General features: G+C 43.9%; 22 protein-coding genes and 1 other RNA gene. 15 read left to right on the plus strand and 8 right to left on the minus strand.

Annotation, left to right across the window (positions count from 1 at the left end; translation table 11 throughout):
• Position 1: 1 nt before the first annotated feature.
• A complete protein-coding gene (oadA, locus tag MHN09_RS01015; protein WP_239238632.1) occupies positions 2–1,822 on the plus strand; it encodes a sodium-extruding oxaloacetate decarboxylase subunit alpha in 1,821 nt (606 codons plus the stop codon).
• A 3-nt stretch (positions 1,823–1,825) separates the two neighbouring features.
• Complete coding sequence (locus tag MHN09_RS01020) at positions 1,826–2,956, plus strand: sodium ion-translocating decarboxylase subunit beta (protein ID WP_014948675.1); 1,131 nt, start codon at positions 1,826–1,828, stop codon at positions 2,954–2,956.
• A gap of 171 nt (positions 2,957–3,127) precedes the next feature.
• Here MHN09_RS01020 and MHN09_RS01025 read toward each other — a convergent pair whose 3' ends face one another.
• The 6 genes from MHN09_RS01025 to pspF are packed head-to-tail and all read right to left on the minus strand — an operon-like array spanning position 3,128 to position 9,724.
• On the minus strand, positions 3,128–3,934 hold the full coding sequence (locus MHN09_RS01025; protein WP_014948676.1) for an ATP-binding cassette domain-containing protein: 807 nt from the start codon (positions 3,932–3,934) through the stop codon (positions 3,128–3,130).
• Positions 3,934–4,929, minus strand: a complete 996-nt coding sequence (locus tag MHN09_RS01030) for an oligopeptide/dipeptide ABC transporter ATP-binding protein (protein WP_014978627.1) — start codon at positions 4,927–4,929, stop codon at positions 3,934–3,936. The genes MHN09_RS01025 and MHN09_RS01030 overlap by 1 nt, the downstream gene beginning before the upstream one ends.
• Before the next feature lies 1 nt (position 4,930).
• Positions 4,931–5,824, minus strand: a complete 894-nt coding sequence (locus tag MHN09_RS01035) for an ABC transporter permease subunit (protein WP_168463664.1) — start codon at positions 5,822–5,824, stop codon at positions 4,931–4,933.
• Positions 5,811–6,779: an ABC transporter permease gene (locus MHN09_RS01040; protein WP_239238635.1), complete on the minus strand. Its 969-nt coding sequence runs from the start codon at positions 6,777–6,779 to the stop codon at positions 5,811–5,813. Before MHN09_RS01040 ends, MHN09_RS01035 begins: the two co-directional genes overlap by 14 nt.
• A gap of 59 nt (positions 6,780–6,838) precedes the next feature.
• On the minus strand, positions 6,839–8,599 hold the full coding sequence (locus MHN09_RS01045) for an ABC transporter substrate-binding protein (RefSeq protein ID WP_239238638.1): 1,761 nt from the start codon (positions 8,597–8,599) through the stop codon (positions 6,839–6,841).
• Between the two features lie 3 nt (positions 8,600–8,602).
• A complete protein-coding gene (gene pspF, locus MHN09_RS01050) occupies positions 8,603–9,724 on the minus strand; it encodes a phage shock protein operon transcriptional activator (RefSeq protein ID WP_239238641.1) in 1,122 nt (373 codons plus the stop codon).
• A gap of 222 nt (positions 9,725–9,946) precedes the next feature.
• On the opposite strand from pspF, the gene pspA reads away from it, so the two are divergent.
• The 7 genes from pspA to maiA all read left to right on the plus strand — a co-directional run bounded on the left by pspA (position 9,947) and on the right by maiA (position 16,401).
• Entirely contained in the window at positions 9,947–10,630 is a 684-nt protein-coding gene (gene pspA, locus MHN09_RS01055; RefSeq protein WP_014948682.1) for a phage shock protein PspA, read from the plus strand.
• 75 nt (positions 10,631–10,705) lie between these two features.
• Positions 10,706–10,945 (plus strand): envelope stress response membrane protein PspB, encoded by a 240-nt coding sequence (pspB, locus tag MHN09_RS01060; protein WP_014948683.1) that lies wholly within the window; start codon positions 10,706–10,708, stop codon positions 10,943–10,945.
• Entirely contained in the window at positions 10,942–11,388 is a 447-nt protein-coding gene (gene pspC / locus MHN09_RS01065; RefSeq protein WP_014948684.1) for an envelope stress response membrane protein PspC, read from the plus strand. The genes pspB and pspC overlap by 4 nt, the downstream gene beginning before the upstream one ends.
• 202 nt (positions 11,389–11,590) lie before the next feature.
• Positions 11,591–12,391, plus strand: a complete 801-nt coding sequence (phhA, locus tag MHN09_RS01070) for a phenylalanine 4-monooxygenase (protein WP_239238644.1) — start codon at positions 11,591–11,593, stop codon at positions 12,389–12,391.
• A 216-nt stretch (positions 12,392–12,607) separates the two neighbouring features.
• Entirely contained in the window at positions 12,608–14,164 is a 1,557-nt protein-coding gene (gene tyrR, locus MHN09_RS01075) for a transcriptional regulator TyrR (protein WP_239238647.1), read from the plus strand.
• A 417-nt stretch (positions 14,165–14,581) separates the two neighbouring features.
• A complete protein-coding gene (locus MHN09_RS01080) occupies positions 14,582–15,592 on the plus strand; it encodes a fumarylacetoacetate hydrolase family protein (protein ID WP_014948687.1) in 1,011 nt (336 codons plus the stop codon).
• A 155-nt stretch (positions 15,593–15,747) separates the two neighbouring features.
• Entirely contained in the window at positions 15,748–16,401 is a 654-nt protein-coding gene (maiA, locus tag MHN09_RS01085) for a maleylacetoacetate isomerase (protein WP_014975930.1), read from the plus strand.
• A gap of 45 nt (positions 16,402–16,446) precedes the next feature.
• On the opposite strand, the gene MHN09_RS01090 is transcribed toward maiA, so the two are convergent.
• The gene (locus tag MHN09_RS01090) at positions 16,447–16,914 is read right to left on the minus strand and encodes an Lrp/AsnC family transcriptional regulator (RefSeq protein ID WP_014948689.1); all 468 of its coding nucleotides are present in this window, start codon (positions 16,912–16,914) and stop codon (positions 16,447–16,449) included.
• 308 nt (positions 16,915–17,222) lie between these two features.
• On the opposite strand from MHN09_RS01090, the gene MHN09_RS01095 reads away from it, so the two are divergent.
• Both MHN09_RS01095 and ffs read left to right on the plus strand, forming a co-directional pair.
• On the plus strand, positions 17,223–18,281 hold the full coding sequence (locus MHN09_RS01095) for a Glu/Leu/Phe/Val dehydrogenase dimerization domain-containing protein (protein WP_239238650.1): 1,059 nt from the start codon (positions 17,223–17,225) through the stop codon (positions 18,279–18,281).
• Between the two features lie 86 nt (positions 18,282–18,367).
• Positions 18,368–18,464, plus strand: an RNA gene (gene ffs, locus MHN09_RS01100) — signal recognition particle sRNA small type.
• A gap of 15 nt (positions 18,465–18,479) precedes the next feature.
• Here ffs and MHN09_RS01105 read toward each other — a convergent pair.
• Positions 18,480–18,761 (minus strand): late competence development ComFB family protein, encoded by a 282-nt coding sequence (locus MHN09_RS01105; RefSeq protein WP_014948691.1) that lies wholly within the window; start codon positions 18,759–18,761, stop codon positions 18,480–18,482.
• A gap of 235 nt (positions 18,762–18,996) precedes the next feature.
• Here MHN09_RS01105 and MHN09_RS01110 point away from each other — a divergent pair, with 235 nt between their 5' ends.
• The 4 genes from MHN09_RS01110 (at position 18,997) to MHN09_RS01125 (ending at position 26,395) form a co-directional block, all read left to right on the plus strand.
• Positions 18,997–20,085 carry a tryptophan 2,3-dioxygenase family protein gene (locus tag MHN09_RS01110; RefSeq protein WP_239238653.1) on the plus strand — a complete coding sequence of 363 codons (1,089 nt, stop codon included), beginning with the start codon at positions 18,997–18,999 and terminating at the stop codon, positions 20,083–20,085.
• A gap of 230 nt (positions 20,086–20,315) precedes the next feature.
• The gene (locus MHN09_RS01115; RefSeq protein ID WP_239238828.1) at positions 20,316–22,166 is read left to right on the plus strand and encodes a TonB-dependent receptor; all 1,851 of its coding nucleotides are present in this window, start codon (positions 20,316–20,318) and stop codon (positions 22,164–22,166) included.
• Positions 22,167–22,490: 324 nt separating this feature from the next.
• A complete protein-coding gene (locus MHN09_RS01120; RefSeq protein ID WP_239238656.1) occupies positions 22,491–25,307 on the plus strand; it encodes a TonB-dependent receptor in 2,817 nt (938 codons plus the stop codon).
• An 851-nt stretch (positions 25,308–26,158) separates the two neighbouring features.
• Positions 26,159–26,395: a hypothetical protein gene (locus tag MHN09_RS01125; RefSeq protein WP_239238659.1), complete on the plus strand. Its 237-nt coding sequence runs from the start codon at positions 26,159–26,161 to the stop codon at positions 26,393–26,395.
• The last annotated feature ends 247 nt before the right edge of the window (positions 26,396–26,642 follow it).

Raw genomic sequence — 26,642 nt, forward strand, 5'->3', positions numbered from 1 at the left:
CATGTCTAAGCCTCTGGCCCTTACCGAGCTGGTTCTGCGTGATGCCCACCAATCCCTTCTTGCTACGCGCATGCGTATTGAAGATATGCTTCCCATAGCGGAAAAACTAGATAAAGCTGGCTTTTGGTCAGTTGAATCTTGGGGTGGTGCTACATTTGATGCCTGTATTCGTTATTTAGGGGAAGACCCTTGGGAGCGCATCAGAAAGCTAAAAGCAGCCATGCCTAACACGAAACAGCAAATGCTGTTGCGTGGTCAAAACCTATTGGGTTACCGCCATTATGCTGACGATGTTGTCACTCGCTTTGTAGAGCGTGCTCACGAAAGTGGCGTAGATGTATTTAGAATTTTTGATGCCATGAATGACATTAGAAATTTGAAAACCGCAATAAAAGCGACCATAGACAGTGGCGCTCACGCGCAAGGGACAATTTCTTATACGGTAAGCCCTGTGCACAATCTTAAGCTTTGGCTCGAAATGGCGAAACAGCTTGAAGACCTAGGGGTTCATTCTATCTGCGTAAAAGATATGGCTGGGCTTTTAAAACCGTACGAGTGCGAGGCATTGATTACCGGATTAAAAGAAACGGTTGATGTACCTATTGCCATGCAGTGCCATGCCACAACAGGGTTGAGTACGGCGACGTATCAAAAAGCTATCGATGCCGGCATTGATATGCTGGACACGGCTATTTCTTCAATGAGCATGACTTATGGTCATAGTGCAACTGAGACCATGGTTTCTATCGTAGAAGGTACAGAGCGCGATACGGGTATTGCACTACCCGAACTAGAAGAAATTGCCAGTTACTTCAGAGAGGTAAGAAAGAAATACAGCAAGTTCGAAGGCAGTCTCAAAGGGGTAGATGCACGTATTCTTTTGGCTCAAGTACCGGGCGGAATGCTAACCAACATGGAAAGTCAGCTTAAAGAGCAGGGCGCTGAAGATAAATTCGAAGAAGTGTTAAAAGAAATTCCACGGGTAAGGGAAGATCTTGGGTTCATTCCTCTTGTTACGCCAACCTCACAAATCGTGGGCACGCAGTCAGTGCTTAACGTACTCACCGGCGAGCGTTACAAAAGCATTACAAAAGAAACCGCAGGCGTTCTTAAAGGTGAATATGGCGCTACCGCAGCACCAGTAAACAAGGAGTTGCAGGCGCGTGTGCTTGATGGCGCAGAGCCCGTGACATGTCGCCCTGCTGACAATATTGCACCAGAGCTGGATACACTGAGTAAAGAGCTTGATGAACTGGCTGAGAAAAAGCAACTCTCGCTGTCAGACGATAAAATTGATGATGTTTTGACTTATGCCTTATTCCCGCAGATAGGCCTAAAGTTTATCGAAAACCGCGGCAACCCTGATGCGTTTGAACCTGCACCTAGCGCACAAGAGTCGCAAAGCTCGAGTGCGCCTAAGCCTGCTGAAGCCAAGTCAAGCTCACAAGGGGCTACCGCGAGTGAAACTTACGACGTAAACGTAGATGGAAGAGTGTATCGCGTAGAGGTGGCACCTTCAGGTACGCTGACGAGCGTTACACCTGCTAGTGGCTCTCAGACGCAAGCACAGCCTCAAATCAACAGCGCTGCGCCATCAGCCTCTACCGCTTCACAGTCTATCGATGCACCGCTTGCAGGTAACGTCTTTAAAGTCTTGGTGAGAAACGGCGACAGCGTGTCAGAAGGCGATGTGGTGATGATCCTTGAAGCCATGAAAATGGAGACAGAGATCCGCTCCGCATTTACAGGTACTGTTACTGACATTACCGTTGGTGAGGGCGATGCCGTAACCAGTGGTCAACCGTTAATCTTATTGGGGTAGTACATGGATAAGTTAATGGTACTTTGGGATAGTACCGCGCTTGCGCACTTTGAAGCCGGCCAGCTGATTATGATGGCAGTGGGTTTCGGCTTGTTGTACTTGGCCATTGTTAAAAAGTTTGAGCCATTGCTTTTACTGCCCATTGGTTTTGGTGCATTGCTTACTAACATCCCTATCGCTGGTTTTTCAGAAGCGGGTGGGTTGCTGCACTACATATACAAAATCGGCATAGATACAGGGGTATTTCCTCTGCTCATCTTTATGGGGGTAGGCGCAATGACTGATTTCAGTGCACTTATTGCTAACCCCAAAATGTTGTTACTTGGCGCAGCTGCGCAGTTCGGTATTTTTGCTACCTTGTTTGGCGCAATAGCGCTGAACCTTATACCTGGCTTTGAGTTTACGTTAAAGGACGCGAGCGCCATTGCTATCATAGGTGGCGCGGATGGGCCTACTGCCATTTTCCTCGCCTCACGCCTTGCGCCTGATTTGCTTGGTGCAATTGCAGTCGCTGCATACTCTTATATGGCGTTGGTACCTATTATCCAGCCACCTATCATGAAAGCGCTGACCACAAAAGAAGAGCGCGAGATAAAAATGGGTCAACTACGACCTGTGTCAAAGCGAGAGAAGATTATTTTCCCGCTTGCTGTGCTGTTTATGACTATCTTGTTTTTACCGGCCGCTACGCCGCTTGTCGGCATGTTTTGCTTCGGTAACTTAATGAAAGAGTGTGGCGTGGTAGACAGATTGAGCAAAACAGCCCAAAACGAGCTCATCAATACGGTCACTATTTTCCTTGGTTTAGCAGTAGGATCAAAGTTATCAGCGGAAGCATTCCTTACGGTCGAGACTTTAGGTATTTTGGGGCTTGGGGCTATCGCGTTTGGTATAGGCACTGCCGCAGGCGTACTCATGGCCAAGCTAATGAGTAAGCTGTCTGGTGGCAGTATAAATCCACTGATTGGCGCAGCTGGCGTCTCTGCTGTACCAATGGCAGCCAGAGTGGTGAACAAAGTTGGGCTAGAAGCTAACCCTCATAACTTCTTACTTATGCATGCAATGGGGCCTAACGTGGCTGGCGTGCTAGGTAGTGCGGTTGCCGCAGGTATTCTATTGGCTCTGGTTGGTTAGAAAGCACAAATGCATTGCTGTACAAGGGGCAATTTATTTGCCCCTTTTTTATTGCATGGCGTTTGTTCAAAAAAAGGCTTTCTAGGGTTTTCTTTTTGTGACGAGTAGAGCGTGCCAGTTCGGTACGTAAGTGCGCTTCTCAAAGAAAACAGCACCCAAACGATAAGCTCTTTATTCTCGAATTGTGTTTTGTGGCACCAGAGATTGGTATGCGGTAACGAGTTTCTTAGTGCGCGTATGCTGGGGCCACCTAAAGATAGTTTCGGTCTTGCCTTCTTCTACAATTTCACCGCCTTCCATCACAATAATCCTGTCTGCAATGTGTCGTACAATACCCAAGTTGTGACTAATAAAGATAAACGCCAAGCCAAGTTCTTGCTGAAGCTTCAATATAAGATTCACCGTTTGCGAACGAATGGAAGGGTCTAACGCTGCAAAGGGTTCATCAGCCACTAACACTTTGGGCTTTAACACAATGGCTCTGGCTAGCGCTACGCGCTGCTGCTGTCCATCAGAAAGCATATGTCGATAAAAGTAATAGTGTTCGCGCAAGAGGCCTACCTTCACCAACATATCTTCTATAATTGGTTTGCGTTCTGCTTCGCTTAGGCCTGTATTCAAACGCAATGGCTCATCCAAAATTTTTCCCACAGGAACCGATGGATTCATCGACTCGGAGCTATGCTGCAAGATCATACGAATGTCGTGGGTACGTTTTTGCTGGCTATCTTTAGACTGATATTTGGCTAAATATTTGTGTGTGTTAATTTCAATTTCACCTGCATCAGCAGGCAGTGCACCCACCAAGAGCTTAGCCAACAGGGATTTACCTGAGCGGTTTTCACCAATAATTGCAATGGTTTCACCGCGCTTTACGCTTAAGTTCACTGGACCAAGTTGAAAAACTTCAGGACGTTTTAGCCAACGTTTCCTCTCGTTATGAATAAACGTGAGATCTTTCACCTGCATGATATCCATTACAGCTTCTCCATATGTAGAGGGAAGTGACAGCTGTAATTGTGATCGTGAATTTTACGCACGGCTGGCGTTTGTACACAGGCGCGCTGTGCACGAGGGCAGCGCGGACCTAATCGGCAACCAATAGGCAAATGCTGTAGTGTGGGAATAGAACCACCAAGCGTGGGTAGCAGCGATTTCGGTGGTAAATCTTTTCTGAAGCTCGGCGCGCTGTCTAGTAATGCTTTTGTGTAAGGGTGCAGAGGGCGCTTCTTAATGTGCTTCATTCTACCTGATTCTACAGTCTGCCCTGCATACAACACCGTCATAGAGTGAGACATACTTGCAATTGCCAGTAGGTCGTGACTAACAAACAAGATCGAGAGCGAGCGGGTCTGATTCAAACGCGTGAAGAGCTTCAGAATTTGTGTTTTTGTTGTAGGTTCCATTCCCCGAGTTGGGTCATCGGCGATGAGCAATTTAGGCTGTGAAACCAGGGCCATCGCAATCATGAATTTTTGACCAATGTCAGCCGGTATTTGATGAGGAAAAGCGCTTAAATAATGCTTGTGGTGCTTTATTCCTACTTTGTGAACGGTGCTTATTGCGATCTTTTTGCGGTGTTGTGCTCGTTGCCAGAACCAGCTCCCTTCAACAAATTCATCGGGAATGCTCTCTTCCAACTGCTCGCCAAGCGTTGCCGATGGGTCTAAACTTGCCTGTGGGTTTTGGAATACGACCGCTATTTCTCGGCGCATTACCTCACGACGCTGCTGCACAGACATACTCAGCAGGTTTTCACCATTCCAACTCATGCGGTCAGCCGTTAAATTCCATTGGCTAGGAAGGGCTCCGCAAATGGCGGACACGATCAAGCTTTTGCCTGAGCCTGATTCTCCTACCAGTGCGCGAATTTCCCCGCTGCTAACTGACAGGTTAACCTTGTCCAACGCTTTAATTGCGCCATCGCTGCTCTGCATTTCCAAGGTGAGGTTTTTAATATCAAGCATTGGCATATTAATGACTCACTCTTTTTCTAAGTGCTGAACGTAAACCGTCACCCACAATGTTGATAGATAGCACCATGAAGAATATTGCCATGCCGGGGACGGCAACGTTCCACGGTGCTAGATAAGCAACATCTAGCCCATCAGCTAGAATAACGCCAAGTTCAGGAAGCGGTGACTGTGCGCCTAAATTTAGAAAACCAAGTGCAGATATGTCGATAACGGCAATAGAAAGTGCAAGCGTGCCCTGTACAACCAGCATTTCGGTCATGTTGGGTAGTATAGAATGAACAAAAAGTTGCCATCTACTGGCACCGTCCAATTTAGACGCCACTATATATTCTTTTTTCATTTCGGCGCGCACAAAACTTCTTGTGTGGTGCACAAACTGTGGAATAAGTGCAAGGGTAATTGCCCACATGCTGTTAACCAGACCGGTACCCAATATTGCAACGATAATAATCGCAATAAGTAGCGTGGGAATGGCCATAAGTGCATCGAGTAAGTGGTTGACGATACTTGAGCGAACACCTCGCAGCATGCCAGCAAAGGTCCCAAGGCTAACGCCGACTAACATGGCAAGCACAACAGTAATGAATGCGGAGCCTAGTGTGATGCGACACCCATAAATTATGCGGGTAAATAGGTCTCTACCCAACGCATCAGTACCGAAAATGTGCGATATAGAGCCATTAGCTAACCAGCTAGGCGGTATTAACAGTCCGTCGATATTTTGTTCCACGGCATCATAGGGAGTGATGATTGGTGCAAACAGCGCACACACAACAAACAATGCCAGCATAATCAGGCCAATCATGGCGATGTGGCTCGCTCTAAATGATGCCCAAGTCCGTTGCCACGGCGACGGATGGAATTCTTCGTCGTATAAACTAAACTGTGGCACGTTCGTATTTCTCTCTGCTTGGGTCAATCATTCGGTTAAACAAATCAACCAGAATCGTGAGTGTAATTACCACCGTGGATACTGCCATCATACCAATTCTAAGGGCAGGGTAATCTCGTTGATAAATAGCTTGAATCAGCCAATTACCGATCCCCGGCCAAGAAAACAAGGTTTCGACAATCATCGCGTTTGTTATTAATGTTGTAATTTGTATCGCCATTAGCGGTAATATGGGCAGTAACGCGTTACGCAGAATATGACGAAAGAATATCTGCCAACTTGAAAGGCCTCTAGATATTGCTGCAGCGATATAGGGGCGGTGTTTCACGTCTATAACAGAACGTCTTGTTATACGTATCATCGAAGCGGTGGCGATAGCACCAATGGCAAACGTAGGTAATGCTAAGTGCGATAACGCATCTTTGAAGGCTAAGGTCTTGTTTTCTACGTCAGACAATAAAATATCAATGAGAATAAAGCCTGACACGGGTTCGATGTTATAAAGCAAACTGATACGACCCGACAGCGGCGCAGCGTCTAGCTGCAAACTGAAAACCAATATAAGCAGGAGCGCAAACCAGAAAACAGGAAAAGAATAGGTCGTTATACTTGCACTATTTATTAGGTGATCAGACGTTGAATAGCTGCGAATCCCTGCATAATAACCAAGCGGTATACCAATGAATAAGGCCATCAACATGGCATAGGTTGCCAGTTCTATTGTGGCTGGCATCGCAATACCTACCTCTTCTCTCAACGGCAGGCCTGATGTAAAGCTGTATCCCCAGTCACCAGTGAGCAAATTGCCTATATAATAGAAAAACTGGACAACATAGGGCTGATCTAGTTTAAATTGCCGCTCCAATGCTGCGCGTTGAATTTCATTTTGCGGCACGAGTCCTGTTAGATTTTCAAGTGTATCGCCTGGAAAAAGATAGGCGAGTGAAAACGACATAATCGCTAACACCAAAAGCGTTAATATAAATAAAGTGCAGTATCTTACGAGGATCTGGATCACAGTGCTTTTTTTACCCCACCAAATCGTACACCGCCAAAGGGATTAATGGTCATTCCTTCTAGTTCATTCCTGTATGCCTGATAGCGGTAGGCGTGTGCGATGGGAACGAGAGGAAGGCGTTCGTATAATAATCGGTTAACTTGCCGGTATATAGCTGCGCGCTCTTCAATATCATCTGTCTGAAGGGCGTCGTTGAGTAATTTATCATAGTCTTCACTGCACCACATGGCACGATTTGTACCTGAGGGTATAGCACCACAGCTTAATAGCGGACGATAGAAGTTATCTGGGTCTCCGTTGTCGGCAGACCAACCAATTAATACTGAGTCGTGCAGACCTTCCTGAAGATGGCGTCTGAAGGTAGTCCAATCGTAACTGACAATGGTTGCTTCTACGTCTACATCACGCAAATAACGCTGAATGAGCTCGGCCATCTTTGTTGCGTTAGGATTGTAAGAGCGTTCAACAGGCATAGCCCATATCGTCATAGAAAAGCCGGCCTTAACACCGGCGTCAGCTAATAATTTGCGCGCTAGAACTGGATTGTAGGCGGTATCATCTGCGTCATTTTGAAACGCCCAGCTTGCCGCAGGCAGCAGGGTCTTAGCTCTAGTAGCACTGTCGAAATACACCGCTTCTAGCAATGTGTTCTTATCGATTGCGGCCGCTAGCGCACGTCTTACATCTGGGTTATCAAAAGGAGGGCGTTGAGTGTTAAACGCCCAAAACCCAACGTTTAGTCCTGGTTTTTCCGCTAGCGTCAGATCTTCTTTTGTCCGAATCACGTCAAGTTCAGTCTGCGCAGGAAAAGCGGTAGCGTCACATTCACCGGTCATTAATTTAGCCAGTCTTAGTGAACTTCTTGGCGTAATGTCAAATATAAGCTGCTCTACAACGGGGCGCGTTTCGTCACGGTTTTGTGCTGTACCATCTTGAACAGTATCTTCGCCACCTTGGCCATTTTCAACTTCTTGGTTGGCACTCTCTACAGTATTGCTATAGCTTAGGGCTTCATCACTCGTACGCGCATCTTCCATCTGGTCACGCCAATAGTTGTCGTGGCGCAGGAACTTAATAAAATGGTTTTTGCGATAGCTATCGAATTTAAAGGGGCCAGTACCTACCGGAAGCTCATCGATTTTGCTCGGCGTGCCGGTCTGTGCCAGCTGGTTAGCATACTCTTCTGATAACATAACGGCGAAATCGGTTGCTAGATTTGCCAAAAATGAGCTATCCCTGCGCTTAAGTGTAATTTCAACGCGGTAGCCGTTAACGCGCTCTACCGACGCGATATTTTGTGCAAGGCCTATGCTTTCAAAGTAGGGATAGCGCCCACCAGATACGTAGTGGTATGGATGGGAGCGTAGGCGCCATCTGTCTATACTGAAGATAACATCGTCGGCGTTAAAGTTTCGTGTTGGCGTGAAGTAGCGCGTATTGTGAAACCATACATCCTTTCTCAGTTGAAAAGCGTAGGTAAGACCGTCATCACTCACTAACCAGCTACTCGCCAAACTAGGCACAATGCGGCCAGACTCAGGGTCGAAATCAAGCAGTCTGTCGTAGAGTTGGTGTGAAGATGCATCTGACGTTGTACTTGATGTATCTAGCTGCGGATTGAAGGTAACTGGATTGCTTTCAGAGCAGTATATAATACCCGTATTGTAAAACGCTTGTTTGTTCTGCTTAGCACAGGATGCAACAAGAAGCGCTGTACATATACATAATGACAAACGCTTTACCAAACCATGGGACATGCTTTACGCCTCGACGCTTTCCGCGGAAGAATCTAGTAAGTTATATTTTTTGAGATAGCCTCGCAGCTGATGATACGTCAGGCTCAATTTTTCAGCAGTCTTCTTCTGATTAAACTGACTGTCAGCAAGTGCCTGTTTTATCATATCTATCTCATGTTGTTGAGAACGTTCTTTCAAATCTATGGGATATTCAACAATTTCTGGCTTTTTCACTGGTGCCAGTGGCGTAATGTCTGCACTTTCAATGCGTTCATTGGTGGCAGCGGCTTCTGAAGGGGATTGAGTAACGGGTGAGACGGGCGTATTCACTCTGTCATTGGTCTTCACTCTGCCTTTAGGGCGATAAGCTGACTCAAAGGGGTCAAGAACGATTTCATGTACGGGCAGATGAGGGTTATTTGTTCGATATACTGCACGTTCGACCACGTTCTTTAGTTCACGTATATTGCCTGGCCAGTCGTAATCAAGAAGGGTCCGCTTCGCCTTCTCTGTAAAGCCGCTGAATAATTCCATTTCCATTTCACGGGCCATATTAATAGCAAAGTTTTCTGCCAACATCATGATATCTTCCCTACGCTCGCGTAGCGGAGGAATGGTAATTACGTCAAAGGCAAGTCGGTCGAGTAAGTCTGCACGAAATTCACCTGCATCGGCAAGCGCGGGTAAGTCTTCGTTTGTTGCTGCAATAAGGCGTACGTCAGTTTTTACTGACTTGCTTCCGCCAACGCGCTCAAATTCGCCATATTCGACAACGCGCAGTAGCTTTTCCTGAATAAGGCCAGAAGTATTAGCCAGTTCATCAAGAAATAAGGTGCCGTTGTGGGCCACTTCAAAGCGACCTTCGCGGCGTTTTGAGGCACCGGTGAACGCACCTGCTTCATAACCGAATAATTCACTCTCCAATAGGCTTTCACTTAAGGCAGCACAGTTAAGCTTAATATAGTTCTGATCCCATCGCTTAGATAAGAAGTGAAGTCGCGCGGCAATAAGCTCTTTACCTGTGCCTCGCTCACCTATTACCAGCACAGGTTTATCTAGCGGTGCAATTTGTGAAATTTGCTCTAAAACTTCTAGAAAACTATTCGCTTGGCCGAGTAAATTGTCTTGCTGTCGATACCTACTCATTAAATCCCTCAAAAGTTAGTCATTTCGACCAATTAATAGTGTAGAACAAAATATATTGAGAAACGAGTATTATTTGAACTTATAAAAAGTGTATGAAAAATAGCAGGTTAGCACTGTTGTAAAGTTGGCAAGTATATTGAATACAATTAATACCAAGAGTAACCTATTTATCAAGTGTGGTGTTTTTTAAACACTTACCATTTTTAGCAAGAGGTAATTATTATGGGTATCTTCTCGCGTTTTACAGATATTGTGAATTCGAATATTAATGCGCTTTTAGATAAAGCGGAAGATCCTGAGAAAATGGTTAGATTAATCATTCAGGAAATGGAAGACACATTGGTTGAGGTGCGCTCAGCATCAGCAAAGACCTTAGCCAACAAAAAAGAAATTGTTAATCAAATTGCAAAGTATGAAAGCGATGCAAGTGACTGGGAAGCCAAAGCTGAGCTTGCTTTGAGCAAAGACAGAGAAGACTTGGCGCGTGCTGCGTTGCAGGAAAAGAAGAAGTCTGCAGAAGCTGCTGAAGCGTTAAGTAAAGAGCTGGCTATTGTTGATGAGCAAATCAGCAAACTTCAGGATGAAATTGGTCAGCTTCAAGAAAAGCTAGCGGATGCGAAGAGTCGCCAAAAAGCGATTATTATGCGCCAGAAAACCGCAAGCTCTCGTCTTGAAGTGAAAAAGACGCTCGATAGCACTAAAGTAGATAATGCGATGGGACGCTTTGAGCAATATGAGCGTAAAATCGATGACCTTGAGTCACAGGTTGAAGCTTACGATCTAGGTAAGAAAACGTTACAGGATGAGTTTGCTGAACTAGAGGCTAGCGACAAAGTTGAAGACGAACTTGCTGCGCTTAAAGCGAAAGTAAAAGGTGCAAACACAAGCACCGAAAAATCAGAATAATAAGAATAGGGTGTACCCTCCGGATGTGAAATCGGAAGGAGGGTAATTACATCAGAGTTTGTAGGAGAGATTGAGATGGATGAAGGTACGATTGCAATGTTGGTGATGCCCCTTGTGGTGTTTTCAATATTCGTTGCTCCAATTTGGCTAATATTGCACTATCGAAGCAAGAAGCAAGTGAATCAGGGATTGAGTGCAGAAGAGCACGCATCTTTGCAAGACTTAGCCGAGAAAGCCGAGAAAATGAGCGAACGCATTGAAACTCTAGAGGCCATTTTAGACAGCGAGGCACCTGAGTGGAGGAATAGAGCATGAGAAACGGTAAGCAGCTCTATCGCAACCCAGAAAATGCAAGAATTGCAGGCGTGTGCTCGGGTGTAGCTGAATATTTCGGCTTAGAAACTTGGTTAGTAAGGATTTTAGTTGTAACAGGTTTCTTCTTGTTAGCCGGACCTTTCATCTTTGTTGCATACATTGCAGCTTGGTTCATCCTCGATAAAAAACCTGTTGGGTTAAAAAATGCACCAACGCAACCTGTTTTCTCAAAAGGTAAGGGATGGACAAATCCCAACGGTGGTCAGGTAAAAAGCCCAAAAGTGGAAGTGAAAACGAAAGTTTGGCAGGCGGGCGAGCCACCAAAACAAGCGTTTCACGATATTCGCAATCGTTTTGAAAAAGCAGAAGTTCGACTTCGTAAAATGGAAACTTATGTAACGTCTCGCGAATATCAACTCAATAAAGAAATTAGCCGTCTTTAATTGGCGAGGGCGCAACAAGCAAGCTTGACTGAAGCCGCTCGTAATGAGCGGCTTTTTGTTATAAAAAACAATGCGTTTACTTTTTTTGTAAAATTCTTGTTACAGCCAAGCTGAGTCGCTCGTAAGGGCTTACACTTTTCGATATCGCGAATTTCATTAGACTGATAGACAAGTTTTTCAACTCTTATTGGTCACAGAAGTTATGCCAAAATCAACGCAATACCAGTCGAGACAATCTGACGAGAATGGCATTATCCATTGGTCAGACGAAGAGAACCAAATTTGGTCTGAACTCTATGCGAGACAAATTCCGCTGGTGAAAGAAAGAGCGTGCCAAGAATACTTGGACGGGCTTGATTTGTTGAAGTTAAATGAAAGGGAAATCCCTCAGCTACCCGATATCAACAAAGTACTGATGGAGAAAACGGGTTGGCAAACCGCTGAAGTGCCTGCGTTAATTAATTTTGGCGAATTTTTCAGATTACTGGCGAATAAGCAATTTCCTGTTGCCACCTTTATTCGCACCAGAGAAGAATTCGATTATTTGCAGGAGCCAGATATTTTCCATGAAGTTTTCGGTCATTGTCCGCTACTAACGAATCCTGCATTTGCTCATTTTACTCACACTTACGGAAAGTTAGGCCTTGCTGCCAGCAAAGAAGACCGAGTTTATCTTGCTCGCCTTTATTGGTTCACCGTAGAGTTTGGATTGGTGAGAGCCAAAGATGAATTGAAGATATACGGTGGAGGTATCTTATCTTCTCCTGGCGAGACAATATATGCGTTAGACAGCGACACACCTCTGCGTAACCCGCTCACTGCTATTGATGCATTAAGAACACCTTATCGTATCGATATTATGCAGCCTCTTTATTATATCTTACCGGAATTCGACCATCTGTTTGAATTAGCGGAAATGGATATTATGGCACTCGTAGAGGAAGCGAAGTCTTTAGGGCTATTTTCCCCACTTTTCCCACCTAAAGAGAAAAAAGCCAGTTAGCACTATTGTTAATTAAATGTGTTTTATATAGGATGCCGCATCACTGATGCGGCATCTTTTTTATTTGGTATGCGCCGCCTTTTAATCATGCTCTCTGCGCGTTCTTAAATGTGTGATTCATCGCAAATTTAACCATCTGTAACATTTATCTTGTTATCTTTTTGTAAAAGTATGATAATCTGTACATATATGTTTACAAAATAGCTATAACACCCTATGCGTCTAGAAATAAGCTGTCAGGACCGTCTTGGTATCACTCAAGATGTTTTAGATATTCTCGTTACTAAAGAAATAGATTTACGCGGTATTGAAATTGACCCTGCGGGGAAAATTTTCCTTAATTTTCCCAATATCGAATTTGCAGATTTTCAACACCTCATGCCTCAAATTCGCCGCATCGATGGTATCGACGATGTGAAGACGACGCTTTTCATGCCAGGAGAACGTGAAAAAAATCAGCTTTCCGCTATTTTAAGAACGTTGCCCGACCCTGTGTTTTCTATCGATGCCAAAGGCAATATCTTGCTATGCAATGAAGCGGTATGCGCGGGGCTAGAAATTCCGAGTAGAGAAATTGAAGGCATTGAAATTGGTGAAGTTGTGAAAGGCTTTAACTTTACTAAATGGATGGACGGTAAATCGCCTGGCCCTCAGTCTTCGAAAGTGAAGTTTATTCAACAGGATTACCTAGCCGATATGCTGCCTATTACCGTACCTGACGGCGAGCAGAATATGATCATGGCAGGTGCTGTGGTGATATTAAAATCAGAGATGCGACTAGGACAACAATTTACCGCGTTCCATCAGTCTCCCACTGATAGCTTTGACCGCTTTGTCACTCAGTCTCCGTTTATGAAGCGAGTCGTTCATGAAGCCAAGCGAATAGCTGATTTGGACGCACCTATTTTAATTTTTGGTGAAACAGGCACAGGCAAGGAAATGATTGCCAGAGCCTGTCACCAGTCTAGTCGTCGCAGTGAAGGTGCATTTTTAGCTTTAAACTGCGCGTCTTTACCTGACAGCGTGGCAGAAACCGAATTATTCGGTTATGCAGCGGGGGCATTCAATCAGCCTAATGCAAAAGTGGGGCTATTAGAGCAAGCAAAAGGCGGTACGCTTCTTCTCGATGAAATCGCTGATATGTCTTCTCAGCTTCAGGCTAAACTGCTCCGCGTTCTAGAAGACGGCGAATTTAGAAGAGTAGGGGATTCTGAGCCTGTTAAGGTAGACGTGCGATTTATTTGCACCACCTGTCGTGACTTAGGTCAGCTTGTAGAAGAAGGACGATTTAGAAAAGAATTGTACTACCGCTTAAACGTACTAAGTTTGGTTATGCCTTCTTTAAAAGACAGAAGGCAGGATATCGTTCCTCTAGCCGAGTCTTTCATCGTTCAACACAGTACCAAGTTAGGTCGCCGTCCTGCGAAACTCAGTAAATCCTGTGTTGATTTTCTGCAGCAGTACCCGTGGCCGGGTAATGTGAGACAGCTACAGAATGCGTTGTATCGCGCGTTATCACTCCTTGACGGTAAGGAGATTACCAAGGAAGACATTCAGCTTCCAAGTTGTGCGCCAAGCGTCACTTATATTGACGAAAACTTTGACGGCACATTAGACGAAGAAGTGAAAAAGTTTGAAAAGGACTTGCTTAAGCGGTTATATCCTTCTTACCCAAGTACCCGTCAATTGGCTAAAAAACTGGGATTAAGTCATACGGCAATTGCAAATAAGTTACGTGAGTACGGCATTAACAAGGCGACGGTAAAGCTTTAATTATATGGGAGCATTGACCTTTGCCATAGGGCGAGGGTCAATGTGACCAAGCATATTTGACGTCGTTTAGTAAAGTAAAAAAATGGCAAATGGTATACGCCAATTTTTTATCGTTAATGCGTTTTTGTGCCTCATAGCAATATCAATTCATCTGTTACGATAAATTTACATCGCCCACGGAGCAAGCGGGCAGGGCTATACCTGCTCAACAGAGGCTTACTAGCGTACATCCTTTCTTACAGCCAAATAAAACTTCGTCAACAGATCACTTCTCAACGCACACCAACTAGTGGCATAACTATAATCATGGAATTGTGTGTGATGCTGCCGCGTAAAAAGATATAGGTCTTTTATTCAGAACGTACCGATAAAAGACAAGAGCGCCAAGCTGATGAATAATTTTTCGAGGAAAGAACAATGAAACTAGCAACCTATAAGAATGAAACCCGAGATGGCTGCCTAATGGTAGTGTCGAAGGACCTTTCTCGAGCATGCAGTGCACAGGACATTGCGAAAACGATGCAAGACGCACTGGATAATTGGAAAGAGATCGCCCCTCAGCTACAGATGAAATACCAAGCGCTAAATGACAATGCGTGTGACAGCGTGCCGTTTGACGCATCTCGCTGTGAGTCGCCTCTGCCTAGAGCTTACCAATGGGCTGATGGAAGTGCTTACGTGAACCATGTGGAACTGGTGCGAAAGGCGCGTAATGCAGAAATGCCGGAAAGCTTTTGGACTGACCCATTGATGTATCAAGGTGGTTCCGATGACTTTATTGGACCCGAGGATGACATCATACTTCCAAGTGATGATTGGGGAATCGATTTTGAAGGGGAAGTCGCTGTTGTTACCGATGATGTTCCTATGGCGTGTACGCCTGAACAAGCTTCAGAGCGCATTCGACTTATTATGTTAGTTAACGACGTATCACTTAGAGGGTTAATCCCAGGCGAACTGGCGAAGGGGTTTGGCTTCTTCCAATCAAAACCTGCGTCTAGCTTTTCTCCGGTTGCTGTAACACCAGATGAATTAGGTGATGCGTGGAAAGATAGCAAAGTGCACTTGCCTTTGCGTTCAACCTACAATGGTGAACTATTCGGTAAGCCTGAAGCGGGTCAGGACATGACGTTTGATTTTGGTCAGCTAGTCGCGCATGCCGCCAAGAGCAGAAACCTAGGTGCAGGTGCTATCATCGGCTCGGGTACAGTGTCTAATAAACAGGGTACAGATCATGGCTCTGCCATCGCTGAAGGCGGTGTGGGTTATTCATGTATTGCAGAAGTGCGCATGATTGAGACTATTCGAGACGGCAAACCTTCTACTCCTTTCATGCAGTTTGGCGATCGTATTCGCATAGAAATGCTAGATAAAGAAGGCCACTCTGTTTTTGGCGCCATTGAACAGCAAGTTAAACCGCTTAGCTAAAATTTTAAAATGAAAAGTAGTGTGGGGTAATAACGTGGTTTACTCAGTAGGCACGTTGCTGTTTTCCCCACTATCATTATAAGGGAGAGTAGAGCGTTTAGATTCATCAAAGCCCTGCACTCCTACCAAAAACGTTTAATAGGTGTGGTAGTACCATGAGTATAAAACTTTACGGCTATTGGCGTTCGACCGCCTCTTACCGCGTGCGGATTGCGCTGAATTTGAAAGGGGTTGAGTACGAGTATGTACCTGTACATCTTGTAAACAACGGTGGCGAGCAGCATAGTAGCGAATATACGCGTCTCAATCCTGCGCACCTTGTCCCTACTTTGGTTGACGAAGACGAAGATATTATTCTGAATCAATCGTTATCAATCATCGAATATCTTGATGAACGGTATGAAGGCGAACACCAACTGGTTCCTGAACATCGAACAGAGAGAGCCAGAGTCAGAGCGCTAGCACAAGATATCGCGTGTGATATTCAGCCTTTGGGTAATCTACGTGTACTGAATGCGCTAAAAGGGAATTTTGAGGCGTCACAAGATGATGTGGCGAAGTGGGCATCTCACTGGATAACGCTGGGGTTCGACGGCATTGAAAAACGTCTTCAGACCCAAGCTGGAAAGTTCTGCTTTGATTTCGATGTTACGCTGGCTGATATTTGCTTAGTACCCCAAGTGTATAATGCGCAACGTTTTAACGTCGATATGAGTCGCTACCCTTTAATTAGTAAGATAGCGAAGAACTGTAACGAGTTAGATGCTTTTGAGCGGGCTAAGCCCGAAAATCAAATAGACGCCACTTAGACTGACGGGGGAGAGTAGAAATGTACTCTGACCCCATTTTTTGAGTTATTGGCGTTTAATCGGTAGCTCGGTGGTGTTTTTCACCTGCTTTAAGGCGAAGGTTGAGCTTAAATGATCGACAAGAGGCAGGTGAGTTAATTTCGTTTTAAGTAAGAATTCGTACTCTTCAATACTTTCCACTATCACTTTTAGTAAGTAATCTTTTTCACCGCTGGTGGTATGACACTCCACGATTTCATCGATGTTTTGTACTGCATTTTCAAAATCGGTTAGCGAGTCACCGTCATGGTTTTTCAACGTGACATAGATAAAGACCGACACACCTAAATTCAGTTTTTTGCTGTTTAGTAATGTGACTTTACCAAGAATGATGCCGTCGGCTTCCATTCGTTTGACACGTCTCCAACACGGAGTATGCGACAATCCTACACGCTGGCTTAAATCTGCCATCGACACCGTGGCGTCTTGCTGAAGTACGCGCAAAATCTCACGGTCAAATTTATCCAATTTCATTAACACTGTTTCCGTCGTTTTTATGATGTTTATTATATATCAAAAAAAATTCTAGGATAGCTGTCCTAGAAAAATTGTAATCAATTCTATTGCGTTTCAGTTTGTAAATTTCATTAACAAACTTTGCAAGGCCTGTCCTCAAAACAATCGGATACACTTGGCAGAATGTTGCTGATCTTTGCGAGGCCGATAAGTGTACCGCAAATCATCTTCAGACTCTCACATCATCCCAAATGAGCGGCGTTTCGTTTTCGTGACAGCTAGACCTTGGGTAGGCTTTAATTCATCACAGTATTAATAGGGAAAATATGTCAGTTTTTGATCACCCGGAGTTCAATAATCACGAACACGTTGCGTTTTATCATGACGAGAAGGCGGGCTTGAGCGCCATTATTGCTGTACACAATACCAATCTGGGGCCAGCACTTGGCGGTTGTCGCATGTGGCCCTACGTGAATAGTGGTGAGGCATTGACCGATGTGTTGAGACTGTCAAAGGGGATGACGTATAAAGCAGCCATGGCTAACTTGGAGCTTGGCGGCGGTAAATCTGTGATCATCGGCGACCCTCGTAAGGCTAAATCGCCAGAAATGATGAAGGCAATGGGCAAGTTTGTTGAATCATTGGGCGGCAAGTATTTCACTGCTGAAGACTCTGGTATTTCAGTAACGGACTTGCAAACTATGGCAACCGAGTCGGATTACATCGCTGGTGTTAATGCTAAATACCACTATGCGGGCGAAGTACCTGACGGAAACCCGGCTCCGTCTACAGCATACGGTGTGTTTGTGGGATTGAAGGCGACGGTAGAGTACGGCTTGAAGCGCAGCCTTGATGGCGTCAGTGTTGCTATACAAGGTATGGGGCACGTTGGCTACCGTCTTGCAAAGCATTTGCATGAGCACGGTGCTAAGCTTTATGTTGCGGATATCTATCCTGAAGGTGTTGAAAAAGCAGTATCTGAATTTGGTGCGACAGCTGTAGCGCCGGAAGAAATACTGAGCTTAGATGTGGATGTGTTAGCGCCGTGTGCGTTGGGTGCAGCCATTAACGATCTGTCATTGCCTGAAATCAAAGCCAAAGTAATTGCAGGCGCTGCAAATAACCAGCTTGCACGTGAAGATATTGGTGAATTGCTTCAACAACGCGGCATTCTGTATGCGCCAGATTACGTGATCAACGCGGGTGGCGTTATCGACATCTTCCATCAGCGTATGGAATCGAGTTCTAATGAAGCGCTTCGCGCACATATTGAGCAAATCGGCGAAACGCTAAAAGAAATTTATATCCGTGCAGAGCAAGAAGGGGCGGCGACAAACCGCGTTGCCAACCTTATTGCCGAAGAGAGATTTTCTTTAAAGGGTTGAAAACTCTCAACCAAATAGTCATAATGCGCCCCGCACTCAAGCAGGGGCGAATGACTTTGCTTTGAATGCGATTTTCTATGGTGGGCTTTTGGTCCTCCCGCAATGATACTCTGTGAACCCGGTCAGGCCTGGAAGGGAGCAGCCGCAGCAGACGACTCATGTGCCGGGATGTGGCTGGAGGCCCGCCACCCAAATTCCTTATTCGTCTTCTTTTTTAGTCTTTTCTATTTCATCTAAGTACTTGAGTGCTTTACTAATAGCATGCTCAACATTCATTTCCATTTGATTTCGTTCGCTCTGAGGCAGGTAAAACGCCATGTCTACTTCGTAGCGGATATAACGTGGTGGAACCTGATTTAAGGCAAGACAGCACAAGTCTGCTAAGTAATCAGGACTTTTTGTGGTATCGAGCCCCAGCTTACTGATTCTTTCTAAAACCAGGTGTTCATAATAGTTATGGATGTCGTCATCTAGTTTCATGTTCATTCCCCTTATAATTGTTGTTAGCGCCCTGCGTAAAAGTGCTGTGGTATGCAAATATGCTGTGCGGAAAATACAGCGCCTGTCCAATTAATTGGACACATTTTTATACAAGCTAAATGGCACAACACGAACCTTGGCTATATATCCTTATAATGTATAGCTTGTATTCTGTGGATGTCGAGTCGACGGTGATAGAATTACGAAGTTAAACAAAGCAATAAGGCAGAACGACATGAAAAAAAATATAGAGCCCTGCTACTACGGCGATTACCTACAGCTTGATAAGATTTTGGGGGCGCAGGACTTAGAGAGTGAGAAGTACGGTGACGCGGCGCACGAAGAAATGCTGTTCATTATCGTTCACCAAGTTTATGAGCTTTGGTTCAAGCAGGTTCTTCATGAATTAAATGCAGTAATTGATACGTTTAATCAAGAGACGGTTAAAGATCAGCAGCTAACACTAGTGGTGCATCGCTTACAGCGAGTCATACAAATTCAAAAGTTAATGAACGATCAAATTGCTATCATGGAAACCATGACGCCACAGCAGTTTTTGTCGTTTAGGGACTACCTGGTGCCCGCGTCGGGCTTCCAAAGTATACAGTTCAAGCGTTTAGAAATATCACTAGGCCTAAAGCGTGATTTCAGAATCGACTTTGATAAGCAAAGCTTCTACAACCGTCTGACTAATAAAGATAGAGCGTTATTGGAAACCCTTGAAAGCAAACCCAGTTTGTTTGAGCTGGTCGACAAATGGCTTTCAAGAATGCCGCTTCTAAAAACGGAAGGTTTCGATTTTTGGCAATATTATAAAGATGCGGCAGACGAAATGTTGAAAGACGACCACCATACAATTTCAACCAGTGACATGCTATCTGATACAGAGCGGCGACAAGAGCTTAAAGACTTAGAAGCAACGATGGAGAACTTTGATGCGTTGTTTGATGATACGCAGTTTGAAAAGTTAAGAGGCGAGGGCAAGTTCCGCTTGAGCCATAAAGCATTGCTTTCTGCATTATTTATAAAGCAGTACTCTGAAGAGCCTATCTTTAATCTGCCGTTTCAGCTTATTACCGCACTCACAGAGATAGACGAGCAACTCACTATATGGCGCTATCGTCACGCAATGATGGTTCAGCGCATGCTGGGCACTAAAATTGGCACTGGTGGATCGTCAGGACATCATTACCTCAAGAAAACCACTGAGTCTAACCGCATCTATTTGGACTTTTTTAACATGGCAACATTCTTATTGCCGAAAAGTGCGCTGCCTGAGTTACCTGAATCTGTGAGAAGGCGATTAGGGTTTTATTTGCAATAGTTCTTTATATTCATAAAATTTAATACAAATTAACAATTTACTTAACTTGAGGTAGGTTCAAATGCTCATCGCTCAAAATCATTAGTCTGTCGCAAGTGGTGCGTAAATTCGTTAGTTGTGGATATTTCGAGAAAGATGATGACGCATTCTAGGTAGCAAAACTTGATTGGTACGTTACAGAAAACAATATTCTAGAAATCACCGCTTTCTCGGATGAACGTTCAACGAAAATCACAACCTATGACTCAGTTGATGGCGGGAATTATACCGATGGCCGTGTAGGCTATGAAGATGAAGGTGGTTTAAACTATACAGCAAAATGGACAAGTATCATAAATGACGATTTTTCAATTTCTGCTCAATATGGGATAAACAAGCAACATAGAACAGTGCGAAGCGAATTGGATGGCAACCCTGTTGTTTACTACCGTTATGACAGCACTGCAGCGTTCGTTCCGACTAATACATGGGCTAACTTCACTGCTGAACAAGGTGATGACGAGCGTGAAGTTATTCGATTGGATGCAGACTGGTATGCGGGCGATCACTCAGTACGGTTTGGAGTTGACTATGAGAAGCTTACCTCAAATAGCAGCACTATCAATTCAGGCGGTGCTTACTATTTGTACTACGTTGACGATAGTGACCCATCGAACGAAGAAATCTATCAAGTACGTCACCGCAACTATAACGTCGGTGGTCAGTTTGATTCTAAAAACTTTGCCTTTTACATTCAAGATCAATGGCAGGTTACAGATACGCTCGTGATTAACGCAGGTCTTCGTAACGATACATTTGAAAATTTCAACGCCGATGGTGATTCTTTTGCCAAATTAGACAATCAGTGGGCCCTTCGTTTAGGTGCTGTTTGGGATGTGTTTGGTGATGGTGAGACGAAAGCATGGGCAAGCTATGGTAGATACTACTTGCCTATTGCAGCAAACACGAATATTCGTTTGGCTGGAGCGGAAACTTATACTCAAGAGTACTACGAGTTTGACGGCTTTGCCGATGAAGCTCTTGGTGTTCCAAACCTCACTGGTGCTAAAACGCAACCTAATGACGTGTTTGCAGACGGTACTGCAAAATCTCCAGATGAAATCGTAGATCAAAACTTGGACTCAATGTACTCGGATGAATTCATCGCCGGTTATCAATTCCAGTTGAATGATGAGTGGAGCATGTCAATTCAAGGTACATATCGAGAGCTTTCGACCACTATAGAAGATATGGCAATTGATGCGGCGGTTATTGAGTGGGCTGCAGCGAATGGCTACGGCGACGTAAATGATATCTGGGATGAGTTCCACCAGTATGTACTTACAAACCCTAATTCTGATATGCGTATTGGTACTACCGAGTTGCCGGGTGCTGAAGGTGAGTTAGTTTACATGGACCTATCAGCGGAAGATTTGGGCTACCCTGATTCAATTCGTAAATATGCAGCGGTAGATTTTATGTGGCAACGAGCATGGGATGGTGTGTGGATGTTAAATGCCGCCTATACATGGTCACACAGTTGGGGCAATAACGAGGGTTATGTACGTTCTGACAACGGACAGGACGATGCTGGTTTAACTACTTTATTCGATCAGCCTGGGCTTCTGGACGGAGCTTACGGTGACCTTCCAAATGACCGACGTCATCAGGTTAAATTATATGGTGCCTATGCGGTGACTGAAGATTTAACCTTAGGTGCAAATCTTCAGTTCTGGACCGGCCGTCCGATTAATGCATTCGGTTATCACCCAACTGATTTGTTTGCTCAGGCTTATGATTCAGAGTCATTCTTTGCCGGGGGAGAGCCAGCACCTCGAGGATCTCGCGGACGGACGAGTAGCTACTACTCTGTTGACGTGTCTGCATCTTATAATATTGACATCGGTGAAGATCAGACGTTAGTAGTTCGTGCAGATATCTTTAATCTCTTCAATAACGACCGAGTAACTGAGGTTAATGAGATTTATGATGATGAGAGCTCAGCTGATCCTACTAATCCAGATGTGAACCCAAATTATGGACTGCCAACTGCTTGGCAAACTCCTAGATACGTTCGTTTCAGTGTAAATTATTCATTTTAATTTATGCTGTAAAATAGCTATATAGACTGTGGGCGAGGGTACGTAATCGTATTTCTCGCCCATTTGATTTAAAAATGGAAAAAACTCTAAAAAATGGTTAATTAATGTACTTTCCCTGTTGGGTGTACGTTAATATTTACGAAGAAGTGTAAAAAATGAAAAAAAAATTGAACTTTTAACTAGCACCCGTCTGATCTCGGTTGACCGTTAGCTTGCGATGTGGTTATTATCAAAGTGAGGTTTTAGCCTTACTAATAATAATTCGTTATATAAACGATTTAAGAAACACACACTAAGAGTTTTAGTGGTCCAGGGAGACAATATATGTTTACAAATTCTAAGCTGGCTATATCAGTCAAGCTAGCGTGCGCGTTTAGTGCTGCGTCCGCTTTTTCATTTTCAGGTGCTGTTCAAGCACAAGACGAGCAATCTGCTGAAACAGTTGAAAAAATTCAGGTAACTGGTTCTCGTATTCAGCGTACCGATATTGAATCACCAGTTCCAATTACGGTAATCGGACGAAATGAAATTTTATCAATCGGTGCAATCAACGCGGCAGATGTACTAAATCAATCACCTGTTTCAATTGCTTCGAGCGATCAATCAAATAGTTCTTTTTCAACTACTGCAGTTGGTCTTAACACAACGGCTTTGCGTAATTTAGGCGAATCAAGAACCCTTGTTTTGGTCAATGGTCGTCGTTTTGTATCCGGTGTATCTCCTTCCAGTGGTTACGCAGTTGACCTTAACTCTATTCCCGCATCAATGATTGAGCGTATTGAAATTCTTAAAAGTGCTTCATCTGCAATTTATGGTTCAGACGCGGTTGCTGGGGTGGTTAACATCATCACTCGCTCAGATTTCGAAGGTGTTGAAGTAAATGTGACTAGCGGCATCTCAAGCGAGTCTGACAGAGAGAAAAATGCAATAAACATCACTGCAGGTAATTCTTGGGACTCTGGAAGCGTTACTATTGCAATGGGGTATGATGACGATAAAGGTTTAAAAGCTTCTGATAGAGATTTTTCTCGTTATGATCAAGCGGTTTTCCTAGATGAAAACGGTGATGAATATGTAGATATTCAGAATTCCTCATATCCTCCACAAGGTCGAGTTGGGTCTTACAATGCTGACGGAACACCATATGTTGGATCTGAAAATTCATTTAACCGTGCATCTTATCGTCAATTAGTAACGCCTCTTGAGCGTAAATATGTTGCGTTTAACTTTACACAAGAGTTAAATGATGACGTCCAATATTTTGCTGAAGCAAATTGGAACTCTTCAGAAACTTATGATTCTACAATTGAGCCTACACCTTTTAACGTAGAAGACGTTTTCAAACCGTCTCGTGGTGGTACAGGTGGCATTAGTATGTCAAATCCTATGCTTCCAGATTTGTTGGTACAAAACTTGATGAACGACGGTCTCACAATGGATGACAACATTCCATGGACTGTAAGACGTATGGTTGAGTTTGGAGCACGTTCAACTAATATGGAGCGCGACACCGTTCGCATAGCAACTGGACTTGATTGGAATATCGACGATAACTGGGCACTTAATACTTTTGTCAGCTGGGGTAAGACCGACCAATGGCAAGAAAATGGTGGCCAAGTTAATTTAGAACGTGCGTATCAAGCATTCAATGTAGTTGAAGATCCCGACACTGGCGAGATCGTGTGCGCAGACGAAACAGCGCGTTTGTATGGATGTGTGCCTCTAAATATCTGGGGAGAAGGTACTGTTTCTGAAGAAGCTGTTCGATATGTAAGTACTCCAGCGAAAGCAACAGGTGAAGCTGAACAGTTTATTTTTGGCGCCACTGTTGTTGGTGAGACTCCTCTAGAACTTCCTGGCGGTTTTGTTAACGTGGCAGTTGGTGTTGAGCATCGTCTAGAGAAAGGTCAATTCCAACCTGGTGATTTTGCTCAGGTAGGTGCTTCAAGCACTAACCAAGCAGATGCTACAGATGGCAGTTTTTACACAAACGATGTATTCGTAGAAACAAGCATTCCTGTTTTAGAGAACTTGATTCTAGATGCTGCAGCTCGCTATGCTGACCACGAAATAGTGGGTGGTGAAACTACGTGGAATTTAGGTGTTGAATACTCACCTATTGAAACGCTTAAGCTACGTGCTTCAGCTGCAACAGCAATACGAACTCCAAACATTGCTGATTTATTTGGTGGTAGAGGAGAAACTTTTGCAGGGGTTTCAGACCCTTGTTCTGGAATCACTGCAGAAAGCACAGGTACGATAGCAGAAAACTGTTTATCTATTCCCGAGATTTCGGCGCGAGTTGCGCGTGACGGAGAATTTGTTCTAACACAAGTCGAGTCACAAAGTACTGGCGGTACTGTCGGTGGTAATCCCGATGTTAACCCAGAAACTTCAGATAACTGGAGTGCTGGTGCAGTATGGCAAGTAATGGATGGTTTATCTCTAACCGTAGACTACTATGATATTTCGATCGAGGACGCGATAAGCACAACTTCACGTTCTACGGTAGTTAGACGCTGCTTCGAGAGCACAAATTTCGATCCAAACTGTGGTGGTGACGTTGTACGCGATGCGAATGGTGCACTTGCTGAAGTTCATAGCGGTACGAGTAACGAAAACGACATCGACACTAAAGGTTTTGACGTAGAAGTGGCGTATACCACTGAGCTAGTAGGCGGTCAGTTTGGTGTGAACTTTATCTGGAATCATACTTCAGAATACGTAGTAACTGGTATTGAATCAGGTGACGCCGTGGATTTTGCTGGCGAGGTACTATATCCAGATGATCGCGCTAATCTTAATCTATCTTATGGTTATGAAGATTGGAATTTCACATGGAGAATGCGTTACTGGGCGTCTTCAGTAGACTCTGTTGAAGGGAATAACTATAACTTCACTAACTTCGCGCCACTGGAAGAGTATAACGAATTCCCGTCAGTTATTTATCATGATGTTTCGGCTTCTTATGCAATCAGCGACGATATGAACATATCTTTGGTAGTAAGAAACGCTTTTGATAAACAACCACCTGTAGCTAACCAAAGCTCGGTCAACGGTGGTACTGGTATAAACACAGTGTCAGAAGCTTATGATGTAACAGGACGTTATATGCAAGCTAGCTTTACTGCTCGTTTCTAAGTAAAGCGTTAAGTTCTTTAGTGAAAGCAAGTCAGGCATTAGCACTTGACTTGCTTTTTTTATTTGCGAATCATTTTCAAAGAGCTTTCTTGAATCTATACTTAATTGACATCTTTAATCACGTTTTCACTTTTTCTTCGAATGAAGCTACAAAGCAAATTAAGTTTACATCTACTATGTAGTATCTTTATTCCGCTAATCATCTCTGGTACACACCTAAATAGCATCGTGGAACTACCATTCCAATGTTATTAAAGCTTGCGCAACTTTTTTCACTTGTTTATTAGATCAATAGCCAATGACAAAGCCATTGTATTACTTGTAGGATCGTTAACTCTTAATCTGCAAAATCAAATAAGCTCACTCAAACTAGATGCCAATTTTTTCGCTCTTGGACTTTTCAATGAAATTACAAAGATATTTGCTTAGAACAGGCTTTAACAAGCAAATATACTTTTTTCGAAACACAAAAATAGGTCTCTTCAGTTAACATATAATGAAGTCATCACTGTTGTTTGCTATTGCAGAAAGGTATGGTGTGCTCTAAATCTTTACGCTTGACATAAGTTGACTTCTATTGACTGAAAACTAATATTTGGCGTTCACAAACAGAAAGTGGAGAGGGGCGAAAGCATCTACGTTTAAATCAAAGTGCTATCTGAGTGCTTTGAAAAAGAAAATGAAGATGCATTAATATCAAGCGGCTCGTAAGCGCTTTAAGCAACGCTAAAAAGACCGCTCAGGATAGAGAGAGTATTCGAATAGAGCTGAATGAAAAAGTCGGAAACCTTGTCAGCGAACATCAGCAAGCATTGTACGATACTAATTTCCCCAAACTCTTGAAGACGGTTATGAATCCAAATGTGTCGTTTGAACGGAAAAAGGCTATCTTTGAAGAATACGATAAAGAATTAGAATCTCACGGTGTTAGATTATCTGATTTAATCAACGCGGCGAGAGATGCTAGTGAAGTTACGTTACTCAAAAGTAAATTAGTGTGTAATGGTTTTGTTGATATCACCTTTTCTGACGTGACTGATAAACGAGGCTTAATCGGCACGATAATTCAGGCACAAAAAAAGAAGTAATCCGACGTGTTTGTATTCGTTAACTGTGAATCTTTATGCATGACGTATTTCACAAGTTAAATTATTAACATTTCAATTGCATAAAAGGTGATTAATTGTGCGCTGAGTGTACAATTAAGCTCCACTTCTCAAGTACAAGTGCTTTGCTAACTTGACTCTACCGAGTAATCCGTGTGAACATATCACGTTCGTAGTAGTGCATTTTCATATCATTACTACATTCCTGAAACAAAATTGTGAAAGTTTT

It is taken from the genome of Alteromonas sp. MmMcT2-5, assembly GCF_022348315.1.
GTDB classification, from domain to species: Bacteria; Pseudomonadota; Gammaproteobacteria; order Enterobacterales; family Alteromonadaceae; genus Alteromonas; species Alteromonas macleodii.